This is a genomic window from Bradyrhizobium sp. SOJA106 (assembly GCF_059448745.1).
In genome coordinates, this window is sequence record NZ_CM182549.1 from 3,254,210 (window position 1) to 3,268,327 (window position 14,118).

Annotated in this window: 12 protein-coding genes; all 12 read left to right on the forward strand. The window is 65.1% G+C overall.

Annotation, left to right across the window (positions count from 1 at the left end; genetic code table 11):
- The first annotated feature begins 1 nt into the window (after nucleotide 1).
- Nucleotides 2–976 carry an NAD-dependent epimerase/dehydratase family protein gene (locus AC5V87_RS14560; RefSeq protein WP_495371390.1) on the forward strand — a complete coding sequence of 325 codons (975 nt, stop codon included), beginning with the start codon at nucleotides 2–4 and terminating at the stop codon, nucleotides 974–976.
- A 1-nt stretch (nucleotide 977) separates the two neighbouring features.
- Nucleotides 978–1,727 (forward strand): SDR family oxidoreductase, encoded by a 750-nt coding sequence (locus AC5V87_RS14565; RefSeq protein ID WP_495371391.1) that lies wholly within the window; start codon nucleotides 978–980, stop codon nucleotides 1,725–1,727.
- Complete coding sequence (locus tag AC5V87_RS14570) at nucleotides 1,724–3,160, forward strand: NAD(P)-binding domain-containing protein (protein WP_495371392.1); 1,437 nt, start codon at nucleotides 1,724–1,726, stop codon at nucleotides 3,158–3,160. Before AC5V87_RS14565 ends, AC5V87_RS14570 begins: the two co-directional genes overlap by 4 nt.
- 119 nt (nucleotides 3,161–3,279) lie before the next feature.
- Nucleotides 3,280–4,899: an ABC transporter substrate-binding protein gene (locus AC5V87_RS14575; protein WP_495371393.1), complete on the forward strand. Its 1,620-nt coding sequence runs from the start codon at nucleotides 3,280–3,282 to the stop codon at nucleotides 4,897–4,899.
- Between the two features lie 31 nt (nucleotides 4,900–4,930).
- On the forward strand, nucleotides 4,931–5,962 hold the full coding sequence (locus AC5V87_RS14580; RefSeq protein ID WP_495371394.1) for an ABC transporter permease: 1,032 nt from the start codon (nucleotides 4,931–4,933) through the stop codon (nucleotides 5,960–5,962).
- Nucleotides 5,959–6,807 (forward strand): ABC transporter permease, encoded by an 849-nt coding sequence (locus AC5V87_RS14585; RefSeq protein ID WP_495371395.1) that lies wholly within the window; start codon nucleotides 5,959–5,961, stop codon nucleotides 6,805–6,807. The genes AC5V87_RS14580 and AC5V87_RS14585 overlap by 4 nt, the downstream gene beginning before the upstream one ends.
- Nucleotides 6,804–8,474, forward strand: a complete 1,671-nt coding sequence (nikE, locus tag AC5V87_RS14590; protein WP_495371396.1) for a nickel ABC transporter ATP-binding protein NikE — start codon at nucleotides 6,804–6,806, stop codon at nucleotides 8,472–8,474. The genes AC5V87_RS14585 and nikE overlap by 4 nt, the downstream gene beginning before the upstream one ends.
- A gap of 141 nt (nucleotides 8,475–8,615) precedes the next feature.
- Nucleotides 8,616–10,217 (forward strand): ABC transporter substrate-binding protein, encoded by a 1,602-nt coding sequence (locus AC5V87_RS14595; protein WP_495371397.1) that lies wholly within the window; start codon nucleotides 8,616–8,618, stop codon nucleotides 10,215–10,217.
- A 17-nt stretch (nucleotides 10,218–10,234) separates the two neighbouring features.
- Complete coding sequence (locus AC5V87_RS14600) at nucleotides 10,235–11,176, forward strand: ABC transporter permease (RefSeq protein WP_495371398.1); 942 nt, start codon at nucleotides 10,235–10,237, stop codon at nucleotides 11,174–11,176.
- Nucleotides 11,173–12,096, forward strand: coding sequence for an ABC transporter permease (locus AC5V87_RS14605; protein WP_456839425.1), 924 nt, complete (start codon nucleotides 11,173–11,175; stop codon nucleotides 12,094–12,096). The genes AC5V87_RS14600 and AC5V87_RS14605 overlap by 4 nt, the downstream gene beginning before the upstream one ends.
- A gap of 19 nt (nucleotides 12,097–12,115) precedes the next feature.
- A complete protein-coding gene (locus tag AC5V87_RS14610; protein WP_456839424.1) occupies nucleotides 12,116–13,105 on the forward strand; it encodes an ABC transporter ATP-binding protein in 990 nt (329 codons plus the stop codon).
- Complete coding sequence (locus AC5V87_RS14615) at nucleotides 13,102–14,088, forward strand: ABC transporter ATP-binding protein (protein WP_456839423.1); 987 nt, start codon at nucleotides 13,102–13,104, stop codon at nucleotides 14,086–14,088. The genes AC5V87_RS14610 and AC5V87_RS14615 overlap by 4 nt, the downstream gene beginning before the upstream one ends.
- The last annotated feature ends 30 nt before the right edge of the window (nucleotides 14,089–14,118 follow it).

Sequence of the window (14,118 nt, forward strand, 5' to 3'; positions counted from 1 at the left end):
GATGAAGATCGTCGTCTTCGGCGGTACCGGCTTTGTCGGCCTCAATCTCGCTGAGGTGCTGCTCGCGCGCGGGCACGGGGTGGCGCTGTATGATCGTGCGCTGCTGCCGCCGGCAGCGCAGCGGTTCCTGGCTGATTTTCGGGAGCGGCTCAGGATCGTTCAAGGTGATATCACAGACGCGGACGGCATCGATGCCCTCATTGCCGAAGGTTGGGATGCGATTGTGCTGGGTGCGGCAATCACCGCCGGTGATGATCTCGAGCGGGCATCGCCCGCGCGCGTTCTCGATATCAACGTGATGGCTCAAATACCGATCCTGCAATCGGCGATCCGCCACGGCGTTCGCCGCGTCGTCAATCTGTCGTCGGCGTCGGCCTATGGCGCCGCGGGCCAGCGCTTTCCGGTGCTGGATGAGGAGACGCCCTGCGATCCGGTCTCGTTCTACGCGATCAGCAAGTTCACCTCCGAACGATCTGTCGCGCGCCACGCCGAGCTCTTTGGCGGCGATTTCTTGAGTGTGCGCTTAAGTGCCGTGTTCGGTCCATGGGAGCGGCCCGGCTCGGTGCGCGATACGCCGAGCCTGCAATTCCAGATCCTTGCTGCGTTTGCCCGCGGTGAGCCGGCTCTTCTCCCGGCGCCAGGCATCAAGGATTGGACCTATGCGCCGGACGCCGCTGAAGCGGTGGCACTGCTGATCGAGGCCGAGCGGCCGCGCCACGGGCTCTACAACATCTCCAGCGGCAGCGCCTGGTCGGCGCTGCAATGGGGCGAGGCGTTTGCGGGCCTGCATCCCGGGCTGGAGTGCCGGCTCGCGTCTCCCGGAGAGAAGACCTTCATCAAGCTCCACGGTGGGGATCGGGCGCCGATGTCGGTCAAACGGATGGCCGACGAATTCGGCTGGCGCGCGCGGTTCGGCTGTGCCGGGTCTGCGGCAGCGATGAGCAACTGGTGGATGCAGCACAAGGAGGGGATCTGACATGCGGCTGCAGGGGCGCACCGCCATCATCACCGGCGCCGGCTCCGGCATCGGCCGCGCCAGCGCGAGGCTGTTCGCTGAGGAAGGCGCGCGTCTGGCCCTGGTCGACCGCGATCCCGCAGGACTCGAGGAAACGCGAGCCTTGGTGGGCGAGGCAACGACGCATGTCGGCGACGTCGGCGATGCCGCATTCGCCGAGACTGTCGTCAGCGCGGTCGTCGCGCATTACGGCCGGCTCGATATCCTGATGACGGCGGCCGGCTTCTCCTGCGGCGGGACGGTGCTGACCACGAGCCTGGAAGACTGGGACGCGGTGTTTCGCGCCAATGTGGGAGGCACCTGGCTGTGGGCGCGGGCGGCTGTGCCGCAGATGCAGCGGCAGAGCAGCGGCTCGATCATCACCTTGGCATCGCAACTCGCGATGGCCGGCGGCAAGGGCAACAGCGCCTATATCGCTGCCAAGGGCGCGATCGTCAGCCTGACAAGGACCATGGCGGTGGACTTTGCTAGCGATGGCATCCGCGTCAACGCAATCGCGCCGGGCGCGATCGATACGCCGATGCTGCGCCGCAGCTTTGCCCGGCACGCCAATCCGGACGAGGTGCGCGAAGCTTCCCGCAACCGTCACGCCATGAAGCGGTTCGGCCGCGCGGAAGAGATCGCCCAGACCGCGCTGCATCTCGCCAGCGATTCGTCCTCGTTCACGACGGGGACCGTGATGGTGGTCGACGGAGGCTGGCTCGCGGCATGAATGACGCGCTGACGGATCTCGAAGCGGACGTTCACGCCGATCTTGCGCGGATCGCGCATCCCGGCGCTGCCTGGCTCGAATCGAAGACGGGACCCGATGGCAAGCCGGCGCTCGATGTGCTCATCATCGGCGCCGGCCAGTCCGGCATCGCCATCGGCTTCGGCCTGTTGCGCTCGCGCGTCAGCAATATCCTGCTGATCGATAAGGCGGAGGAGGGGAAGGAGGGCCCATGGCTCACCTATGCCCGGATGCCGACCCTGCGCAGCCCGAAGGACTATACCGGCCCGGACCTCGACATTCCGAGCCTGACCTATCAGTCCTGGCATGAGGCGCGGTTCGGCAAGAAGAGCTGGCAGCAGCTTGACCTGATCGCGCGCGATCACTGGGCCGAGTATCTGCTCTGGCTGCGGCGCACGATCGGCTTGCCCGTGCGCAACGGTTGCGAGCTTCTGGAGATTGCGCCTGCATGTGACGGCCTGCTCGCGGCGCGCGTGAAACGCGCCGACGGTATCGAGACGCTCTACGCCCGCAAGATCGTGCTGGCGACCGGGCAGGAGGGCATGGGCGGCTGGATGATCCCGGAGCAGCTAGCGCACCTGCCGAAAAGTTCCATCGCGACCGTTGCCGACGATATTGATTTCGAGCGCCGGCGCGGCAAGCGCGTCGCCGTGATCGGCGCCGGCGCCTCCGCCTTCGACAATGCGGCGACCGCGCTGGAAGCTGGCGCCGCCGAAGTGCACCTGCTCTGCCGCCGTGCGCAGATCCAGTTGATCCAGCCCTATCGCTGGCTGACCTTCCGCGGCTTCCTGCGCCATCTGAGCGATCTCGATGACGCCTGGCGCTGGCGCTTCATGCGCAAAATTCTCGAGATGCGCGAGGGATTTCCGCAGCCAACCTATGACCGCTGCGCGCGTCATGCCAACTTCAGCTTGCACGAGGGCGCGCCGGTCGACGCGGCGCAGGAGACCGGCAATGGCATCGCATTGCAGACGCCGCGCGGAACCATCACAGCGGATTTCGTCATCTGCGGCACCGGTATCGACATGAACTTCGCCGGCCGCGCCGAGCTCAGCCGTTTTGCCGCCAACATCGCGACCTGGGCCGACCGGTATCAGCCGCCGGATAACGAGCGCAACGATCGGCTCGGCCGCTTCCCTTATCTTGCCGACGATTACGCCTTCACCGAGCGTGTGGCAGGCACGACGCCGTGGATCTCCGACATCCATCTCTTCGCCATCGCCTCCAGCATGAGCTTTGGCCCGTCGGGATCGTCGATCAATGCGATGACGACGGCCGTGCCAAAACTGGTGAATGGCCTGACGCGCGGCCTGTTCCGCGCCGATATCGCGCGACATTGGGCGTCGCTCGGCGCCTATGACGTGCCTCAGGCTACGATCACGCGGCCAGCGCGGGCAATGGAGCAATCGCAATGATCATCCATGCGCCGCCGCGACGATACGCCTACAAAATCGCCCCATGAGACTGGCGCGCAACTTGCTTGTTTCTGAACCTGCCTTGCTGGCGTTCTCGTTCGAAATTCAGGGAAAAACCAATGCGTTTTGTGTCTTTCAGGCCGGCGACCTGCGTCCTCGCTACCACCGCGCTGTTGCTCGTCGCCACCGCGCCGTCGCAAGCGCAAACCAGGGCAGAGACATTGCGCTACGTCACCGGCGCGTCCGTCAACACGCTCGATCCCAACATTCCCGGATCCACCCGCGAGTCCTTCGCGCTGAGCATGAGCACCTATGACCGGCTGGTCGCGTTCGGCCGCAAGCAGCTCAACGGCAAATGGGTGTTCGATCTCGACACCATCACCGGCGAGCTCGCCGAATCCTACGACGTCAGCCCCGACGGCCTGAAGCTCACCTTTCGCCTGCGCAAGGATGCAAAATTCCAGGACGGCTCGCCCGTCACCGCCGAGGACGTCAAATGGTCGCTCGACCGCTGCGTCACCGCGCCGATCCTCGGCAAGGCGCAACTGCTGACGGGATCGTTGACGTCGGCCGACCAGTTCAAGGTGATCGATCCCCTCACGATCGAGGTAACGCTGCCAAAACCTGACAAGCTCGCGCTGCCGAACCTTGCCACCGTCTACCCGATGATCATCAACTCGAAAGTGGCAAAAGAGCATGCGACGGCGGATGATCCCTGGGCGACGGCCTGGCTGAAGGAACATGCCGCCGGCAGCGGCGCCTATGTGATCGAGACGTTCAAGCCGGGCGAGCAGGTGATCGTCAAGCGCAACGAGGCCTGGAACCGCGGATCGCCAAGCAAGCCGGCGTTCTTCAAGCGCGTCATCATCCAGTCCGTGCCGGAGCCGGCCACGCGCGCCAACCTCGTCGAGCGCGGCGATGCCGATCTCGTCGTCGATCTTCAGGCCAGCGACGTGCAGGCGCTCGAGGCCAAGGGCAAGCTCAAGGTGATCTCGACACCGCAATACAATTCGATCACCTTCGTCTCGATGAACAACCAGATCCCGCCCTTCGACAACGTCAATGTCCGCCGCGCCATCGCCTTTGCGCTGCCCTATGAGGACATGTTCAAGGCCGCCCTGTTCGGCCGCGGTGCGCCGCTGTTCGGCGCGAACTGGCCGGACGGCAAGCCGCTGAGCGGTGTCTATCCGTTCCAGCAGCCGGTGAAGATCGATCTCGACAAGGCGAAGGAGTACCTGAAGGCAGCGGGCCTGCCCGAGGGATTCTCGACGACGTTCAGCTTCAATGTCGGCCAGGCCTCGACCGCCGAGCCGATGGCGGCGCTGGTGAAGGAATCGCTCGGCAAGATCGGGATCAAGGTCGACATCCAGAAGCTGCCGGATGCGCAGATGTCGACGCAGATCAACGAGAAGAAGCTGCCGTTCTTCACCGAGGGAATCGTCGCCTGGCTGCCGTCGACCGATTATTTCTACCGCAACTTCTACACCGGCAACCAGCGCTGGAACTACAGTTCGATCAACAATCCCGAGCTTGCCGCGATCGCGCAGGAGGCCCGCTTTGAGCCGGACAAGGCCAAATACGAGGAAGACGGCCGCAAGCTCAATGCGATGCATGCCGATTTGATGCCGCAGATCATGTTATGGCAGCCGAACCAGGATGCGGTGATGGCCGCCTCGATCGAGGGTTACACCTACGAGTTCCACCGGCAGGTCGACTATCGCGACGTCAGCCGCAAGTGACATGCGCAGCCAAGAGAGAGTTTGAGAGGTGATGACGGGTCTTGGCGCAACGATGGTGCGGGCGGGCAGGCGGCTATTGTCGTCGCTGCCGGCGCTGTTCGGTGTGCTGGTCTTCACCTTTCTGCTGATGCGCGTCCTGCCCGGCGACCCCGCGGTGTTCTTCGCCTCGGGGCCCAATGCCGGCAAGGAGGAGATCGAGCAGATCAGAAAGCAGATGGGGCTCGACAAATCCGTGCCGGAGCAGCTCGTGTTCTATCTCTCCGACATCGGCCACGGCAATCTCGGCCGGTCCATGATGACCGGGCAGCCGGTGCTCAAGGATCTACGCGAACGGCTGCCGGCCTCGCTGGAGCTCACCTTCACCGCGTTGCTGATCGCGCTGATCGCGGCGGTGCCGCTCGGCGTGATCGCCGCCTTGAGGCCTGGATCAGTCGTCGACCATGTCGTGCGGCTGTTCTGCGCGCTCGGCGTCTGCGTGCCGACCTTCGTGTCGGGGCTGCTGCTGATCTACGTCTTCTATTATCTGCTCGGGCTAGCGCCCGATCCCACGGGGCGCATCGACGTCTTCACCTCGCTGCCGCCGTCACGCACCGGTTTCCTATCGATCGATTTCCTGCTCGCCGGGGACTTCGAAGGCTGGTGGGCGGCCTGCAAGCAGCTCATCCTGCCGGCGGTGAGCATGGCGCTGTTCGTGATCGCGCCGCTGGCGCGGATCACGCGCGCCTCGATGCTGGTCTCGCTCGGCAGCGATTTTGTGCGTACCGCGCGTTCCGTCGGATTGTCCTGGCGCAAGGTGGTCGTCACTTACGCGTTGAGGAACGCGATCCTGCCCGTCATCACCATCGCGGGCATCGTGTTCTCGACCATGCTCGGCGCCAATGTCCTGGTGGAGAAGGTGTTCTCCTGGCCCGGCGTTGCCTCCTACGCGCTCGATGCGCTGCTCTCCTCCGACTACGCGCCGGTCCAGGGTTTCGTGCTGCTGATGGCCAGCCTGTTCGTGCTGGTCAATCTCGTGGTCGACATCTGCTACGGCATCGCTGATCCCAGGGTGTCGATCGAATGACCAGCGCAACCCTCCGCCATTCGGTCTGGATCCTGCGCGGCAACCCGCTGACGGCCGTCGCCGCGACCGGCGTACTGGTGTTCGTCCTGCTCGCGATTTTTGGCCCCTGGATCGTGCCTTATGATCCCGTGGCCTCCAATGTGTCCGAAGCCTTGCAGCCGCCGAGTGCGGCGCATCTCGCCGGCACGGATCAACTCGGGCGCGACGTGTTCAGCCGTCTCATCATCGCGGCGCGGCTCGATCTCGCCATCGCGGTCTCGGCGGTCGGCATCTCCTTTGTGCTTGGCGCGGTCGTCGGTGCCTTCTGCGGCTATGCTGGCGGCAGGCTCGATCGTAGCGTCGGCCGTTTCGTCGACGTCATGATGGCCTTTCCGCTGTTCGTGCTGGCGATGGCGATGGTCGCGGCGCTCGGCAACCGGATCGAGAACATCGTGATCGCAACGGCGATCATCAATCTTCCCTTCTACATCCGTTTCGCTCGTGCCGAGGTCAACGTCCGCCGCAATGTCGGCTGGGTCGAGGCCGCGCGCGCCTGCGGCGAAAGCCATTTCTCGGTGGTGCTGCGCTTCCTGCTGCCGAACATCCTGCCGGCGATGGCGGTGCAGATCTCGCTCAATCTCGGCTGGGCCATTCTCAACGCGGCCGGACTGTCCTTCATCGGCCTCGGCGTCAAGCCGCCGACGCCGGAATGGGGCATCATGGTCGCGGAGGGCGCGCGCTTCATTTCGACCGGCCGGTGGTGGCTGGTGGCCTTTCCGGGCCTCGCGCTGATGCTTGCCGTACTGTGCTTCAATCTCCTTGGCGATGGGATGCGGGACATTCTCGATCCCCGGATGCGCACATGAGCGAAGCGCTGCTCAGGATCGAGGATCTCCACGTCACGTTCTCGACGCGGCGTGGCCTGGTCGAGGCGGTGCGCGGTGTCACGCTCACGGTCGAAAAGGGCGAGATGCTCGGCCTCGTCGGCGAGAGCGGATCGGGCAAGTCGGTGACCGGCTTTGCGACGACGCGGCTGCTCGATGCGGCCGGTCGCGTCACCGGCGGCAGGATCCTGTTTCGCGGGCAGGACGTGACAAAACTCCGGGGCGATGACCTCCGTCAGCTCCAGGGCGCCGCGATGTCGATGATCTTCCAGAACCCGCGGGCGGCGCTCAACCCGATCCGTGCGATCGGCCTGCAGATCGCGGACGCGATCCTCACCCACAAGCGCATCTCGAAAGAGGCCGCGCGCGCCGAGGCACTGGACTTGTTGCGTGCGGTCCAGATCCGCGACCCCGAGACGCGGATGAATGCCTATCCGCACGAGTTGTCCGGCGGCATGTGCCAGCGCGTGATGATCGCGATCGCGATCTCCTGCAATCCCGCGCTCCTGATCGCGGACGAGCCGACCACCGGTCTCGACGTCACCACCCAGAAGGTTGTGATGGACCTGCTCGCCGACATCGCCGCCGCGCGCGGCATGGCCACGATCCTGATCACGCACGACCTTGGCCTTGCGGCGCGCTATTGCCGCCGCATTGCGGTGATGGAGCGAGGACGCATCGTCGAGGAAGCGAGCCCCAAGACGCTCTTTGCGGGGCCGCAGCACCCTTACACCAAACGCCTCGTTGCGGCATCGCCAACCGCGACCTCCCGGATCGAGGATCTCGTCACTGAGGAGGAGCGGGAGCGATACGCGGCCGTCGTCAGCAAGCCCAGGCCTGAGCTTCCGCACGGGACGCCACCGCTGCTCGAGGTGCGCAAGCTTGCAAAACGTTTCGACCAGGGCTCCGCCGCGGTCGCTGACTTCTCGATGACGATGGCCGGCGGCGAGAGCGTCGGGCTCGTCGGCGAGTCCGGCTCCGGCAAGAGCACGACGTCGCGGATGATCTGCCGGCTGATCGATCCGAGCGAAGGCGATATCGTGTTCGACGGGCAGTCGATCGGCCACGTCGCCTCGCGCGACTTCCATCGTTCTCCCCTGCGCAAAGACATCCAGATGGTCTTCCAGGACCCGAACGAGAGCCTCAACCCGCGTTTCACGGCATTCGACTGCATCGCCCATCCCCTGATGCGGCTCGACGGCATGCGCGCCGGTGATGCGCTGCGCAAGCGGGTGGAGGAGTGTGCGGAGCGGGTCGGATTGCCGCTCGATCTCTTGCCGCGCTTTCCGCACCAGCTTTCAGGCGGCCAGAAAGCGCGCGTCGGGATCGCGCGCGCCATCGCCTGCCGGCCGCGGCTCCTGGTGCTGGACGAGCCGACCGCCGCGCTCGACGTTTCGGTGCAGGCGGTAGTGCTGCAACTGCTCGATCGTCTCAGGCGCGAGAACGACATTGCGCTGCTGTTCGTCAGCCACGATCTCAACGTGGTTCGCATGCTGTGCGACCGCACCATCGTGCTGCGCAACGGCGGAATCGTGGAGCAGGGCGAGAGCCGGGCGCTGTTCGACAATCCGAAGACGGACTACACGCGCAAGCTGGTCGAGGCGATCCCGCATATCGAGACCGGCAAGGTGCTGGCGGCCTCGCTGTGAGGCCCGGATCGTTCCAAATTGCAGCGAGATCCCGCTGGCGAAGGGGCATTTAGTGGCATACCATTTGCTTGCAAATGGGCTCGGTTTCACTCGCCCTTGGCCAAAGAAAAGCTGGCATCACGGCATTACTGGGAGGACTTCATGGATCGCAGGACCGTATTGAAGGGACTGGCTGGCGCGGGCGGTCTGGCATTGACGGGCCTGTCGGCCCCCGCGATCGCCCAGAGCGCCGCGGCGCGCACCCTGCGTTTCGTGCCCCAGGCCAATCTCGCCAATTTCGACCCGATCTGGGGCACGCAATATGTCGTGCGTAACGCCGCGGCGCTGGTCTGGGATACGCTCTACGGCATTGATTCCTCGCTCCAGCCGCAACGGCAGATGGTCGAATCCGAGGAAGTGACGGACGACGGCACGACCTGGACGTTCAAGCTGCGGCCGGGCCTCAAATTCCACGACGGCGAGCCGGTGCTGAGCAAAGACGTCGTTGCAAGTCTCACCCGCTGGGCGGCGCGCGATCCAATGGGATTGATGATCAAGGCGCTCCAGCAGGAGTTGACGGCGGTTGACGACCGCACCTTCAAGTGGATCCTGAAGCAGCCCTACCCGAAGATGCTGTACGCGCTTGCCAAGAACAACTCGCCCTGCGGCTTCATCATGCCGGAGCGCATCGCGCAGACCGATCCGTTCAAGCAGATCACCGATTATGTCGGCTCCGGGCCGATGAAGTTCGCCAAAGGCGAGTGGGTGCCGGGCGCCAAGGCTGTGTTCGAGAAGTTCGCGGACTACGTGCCGCGCCAGGAGAAGGCGTCCTGGCTCGCGGGCGGCAAGCAGATGATGATCGATCGCATCGAATGGATCGTGATGCCGGATCCGGCCACCGCTGCCGCGGCGTTGCAGAATGGCGAGGTCGACTGGTGGGAAAGCCCGATCGCCGATCTCGTTCCGGTCCTGAAGAAGAACAAGAACATCAGCGTCGATATCGGCGATCCGCTCGGCAATGTCGGCTCGTTCCGCATGAACCATCTCTTTGCGCCCTTCAACGACGTGCGGGCGCGGCGCGCGGTGCTGATGGCGCTGAGCCAGGAAGACTACATGCGCGCGATCGTCGGCGACGACACGGCGCTGTGGAAGCCGCTGCCCGGATTCTTTACGCCGGATACGCCGCTCTATTCCGAGGCGGGTGGCGAAATCCTGAAGGGCAAGCGCGATTTCGACGCTGCCAAGAAGCTGCTCGCCGAGAGCGGATATTCCGGCCAGCCGGTGACGTGCCTCGTGGCGCAGGACCAGCCGATCACGAAAGCGCAGGGAGACGTCACGGCCGACCTGCTCAAGAAGCTCGGCATGAATGTCGATTTCGTCGCGACCGATTGGGGCACGGTCGGCTCGCGCCGCGCGCAGAAGACACCTCCCGGACAGGGCGGCTGGAACATGTTCCACACCTGGCATGCGGGCGCGGACTGCATCAATCCGGCGCCCTACACCGCCATTCGCGCCAATGGCGACAAGGCCTGGTTCGGCTGGCCGAACAGCCCCGGCACCGAGAAGGAGGTCGCGTCCTGGTTCGAGGCCAAGAACCTCGACGAGGAGAAGGCCGCCATCGGTCGCCTCAACAAGGCGGCGCTCGATGACGTCGTCTATGCCCCGACCGGTTTCTTCCTGAGCTACACGGCATGGCGCAAGAACGTCTCCGGCATCACCAAGGGGCCGCTGCCGTTCTTCTGGGGTGTGTCGAAGTCCGCATGATCGCGCGCTGAGGCCAGATGCTCTCCTACATCCTCCGTCGCATCGTCGCGACCTTGCCGGTGATGGCAATCGTCGCGCTGTTCGTGTTCAGCCTGCTGTACATCGCGCCGGGTGATCCCGCCGTGGTGATCGCAGGCGACCAGGCGAGCCCGGAGGATGTGGAGCGCATCCGCCAGAGCCTCGGCCTCGACCGCCCGTTCCTGATCCAGTTCGGGAGCTGGGTCTGGCGCATCCTGCATGGCGATCTCGGCACCTCGATCTTCACCAATCTGCCGGTCTCGGCGATGATCGGGCAGCGTCTCGGACCGACGCTGTCGCTGATGATCGTCACGCTGCTGCTCACCGTCCTGGTGGCGGTGCCGCTCGGCGTGGTGGCGGCGTGGAAGGCCGGCAGCCTGATCGATCGCGCGATCATGGGTTTTGCCGTATTCGGTTTCTCGCTGCCGGTGTTCGTGGTCGGCTACATGCTCGCCTACATCTTCGCGCTCGAGCTGGAATGGCTTCCGGTGCAGGGCTATACGCCGCTCAACCAGGGCTTCTGGCCGTGGCTGGAGAACCTGATTCTGCCGGCGGTTGCGCTCGGCTGCGTCTACATCGCGCTGGTCGCGCGCATCACCCGCGCCGCCATGCTCGAAGTGTTGCAGCAGGACTATATCCGCACGGCGCGTGCCAAGGGCCTCGGGCAGGGTGGCATCCTGTTCATTCACGCGCTGAAGAACGCGGCGGTGCCGATCGTGACCGTGATCGGGATCGGCATCGCGCTGCTGATCGGCGGCGCAGTGGTCACGGAAAGCGTGTTCGCGATTCCCGGGCTCGGCCGGCTCACGATCGACGCGATCCTTCGCCGCGACTATCCGGTGATCCAGGGCATCGTGCTGCTGTTCAGCTTCGTCTATGTCCTCGTCAACCTGATGATCGACGTCATTTATACGCTCGTTGACCCGAGGATCCGCTATTGACCGACACCACCGTCAATCCGCAATCACTTCCGGCCGGACTCGTCCTCGCGCCGCAGCTGCCGGAGATCCTGCGCCCGGTCACGATCCGGCGAGGTTTCATCGGCCTCTTGCGCGGCCATCCCACCGTTGCGATCGGCGGCGCGCTGCTGCTGCTGCTCGTCCTGATCGCGGTGTTCGCACCTCATCTCGGCACGGTCGACCCGACCGCGCTGGCGCCTGCAAAACGCACGCGGGCGCCGTCGGCCGATTTCTGGTTCGGCACCGACGTGCTCGGCCGCGACATCTATTCGCGCGTGCTGTTCGGCGCGCGGGTCTCGCTCACGGTCGGCCTGTCGGTCGCGATCTTCGCATCCGCGGCAGGTCTTGCCATCGGCATGGTCTCGGGCTTCATCCGCTGGGCCGACGGCATTTTGATGCGCTTCATGGACGGGTTGATGTCGATCCCGCCGATCCTGCTCGCGATCGCGCTGATGGCGCTGACGCGCGGCAGCGTCGGCAACGTCATCCTCGCGATCACCATCGCCGAGATCCCGCGCGTCTCGCGTCTCGTCCGCAGCGTGGTGCTGTCGCTGCGCGAGCAACCCTATGTGGACGCTGCTGTCGCCTGCGGCACGCGCACGCCGATGATCATCCTGCGCCACATCCTGCCCAACACGGTGGCGCCGATGCTGGTCCAGGCGACCTACATCTGCGCCAGCGCCATGATCACCGAGGCGATCCTGTCCTTCATCGGCGCCGGCACGCCGCCCACCATTCCGTCCTGGGGCAACATCATGGCGGAAGGTCGCGCGCTGTGGCAGGTCAAGCCCTATATCGTGTTCTTCCCGGCGGCCTTCCTGTCGGTCACCGTGCTCGCCGTGAATTTGCTCGGCGACGGCCTTCGCGATGCGCTCGATCCGCGCATGGCCAAGCGTCTCTGATATCCCGGGGCTGCGTGCGATGGCGTTGTTAGAGGTCGAGAATCTGCAAACCCACTTCCGCACCCCGAGCGGCATCAACCGCGCCGTGGACGGGATGTCCTTCCACGTCAACGAGGGCGAGACGCTGGCCATCGTCGGCGAGTCCGGCTGCGGCAAGTCGGTGACCTCGATGTCGCTGATGCGCCTGATCCCGGAGCCGCCCGGCAGGATCGCAGGCGCCATCCGCTTCGCCGGTAAGAATCTCCTCGAGCTCTCGGATCGCGAGATGCGCGCCATCCGCGGCAACGACATCTCGATGATTTTCCAGGAGCCGATGACGAGCCTCAATCCGGTGCTGACCGTCGGCCGCCAAATCCGCGAGACCTTGATGATCCATCAGGGCCTCGACAAGCAGGCCGCCGAGGCGCACGCGATCGAGATGCTGACGCTGGTCGGCATTCCCGAGCCGAAGCGGCGCGTGCGCGAATATCCGCATCAGCTCTCCGGCGGCATGCGCCAGCGCGTGATGATCGCGATTGCGCTCGCCTGCAATCCAAAGCTCCTGATCGCGGATGAGCCGACCACCGCGCTCGACGTGACGATCCAGGCGCAGATCCTGAAGCTGATGCTGGATCTCAAGCGCCGGGTCGGCGCGGCCATCATCCTGATCACCCACGACCTCGGCGTCGTCGCCGAGATTGCCGAGCGCGTCATGGTCATGTATGCCGGCCGCAAGGTCGAGGAGGCGCCGGTGGCGGAGCTGTTCCGCTCTCCGCGGCATCCCTATACGCAGGGCCTGTTAGGTGCGGTGCCGAAACTCGGCTCCTCGCTCGCAGGCACTGCGACGCGGCTCGCCGAGATTCCCGGACAGGTGCCTGACCTTCGCAAGCCGATCATTGGCTGCGTCTTTGCCGGGCGATGCGCGCTCGCCACCGATCTGTGCCGGCAATATGCGCCGGGCCTGGAAGAGAAAGGCCCGCGCCACATAGCGGCCTGCCACTACGCCGCCAAGGGAGCGGTCGCGGCATGAGTGTTCCGTTGCTCCAGGTCAACGACCTCAAGAAGCATTTTCCGATCAAGACCGGCCTGTTCGGCCGCAAGTCCGAGTTCGTCTATGCGGTCGACGGCGTGTCATTCGAGATCGCGCGCGGCGAGACGCTGTCGCTGGTCGGCGAGTCCGGCTGCGGCAAGTCGACGGTCGGCCGTGCCATTTTGCGGTTGTTCGACATCACCGCAGGGCAGGTGATCCTCGACGGCCAGCGCATCGACGACGCGCATCCGAGCACGATGCGTCAGATGCGCCGCCGGGTGCAGGTGGTGTTCCAGGATCCATTCTCGAGCCTCAATCCGCGCATGCGCGTGCGCGACATTCTCGCCGAGCCGATCCGTAATTTCGGCTTAGCCAAATCCGCGGAGGATCTCGAAGTCCGCGTCACCGCGCTGATGGACACGGTGCGCCTGCCGCGCGAGGCGCTGAACCGCCGGCCGCACGAATTCTCGGGCGGCCAGCGCCAGCGCATCGGCATTGCCCGGGCGCTCGCGGCCGAGCCCGAGTTGATCGTCTGCGACGAGGCAGTCTCGGCGCTCGACGTCTCGGTCAAGGCACAGATCGTCAACTTGCTCCAGGACCTCCAGCAGAAATTCGGCCTGGCGCTGCTGTTCATCAGCCATGATCTCGCCATCGTCGAGCACATGACGCACCGCGTCGCGGTGATGTATCTCGGCAAGATCGTCGAGGTGGCGCCGCGCCGCGAGATATTTGCCGCGCCAAAACATCCCTATACGAGGGCGCTGCTCTCGGCGGTGCCGCTGCCTGAGCCCGGCGCGAAGCGCAATCCCATCATCCTCGGCGGTGACGTGCCGAGCCCGATCAATCCGCCGAAGGGATGCCGCTTCCACACCCGCTGCCCGCTCGTCTTCGACCGCTGCCGCACCGAGGAGCCGACGCTGCGCGCGATCGGACCCGAGCAGTGGGCGGCTTGTCACCTTGCGGAAGAAGTAGAGGGGCTTTAAAGCGCGATGAGATTTGGATGAATCATCATC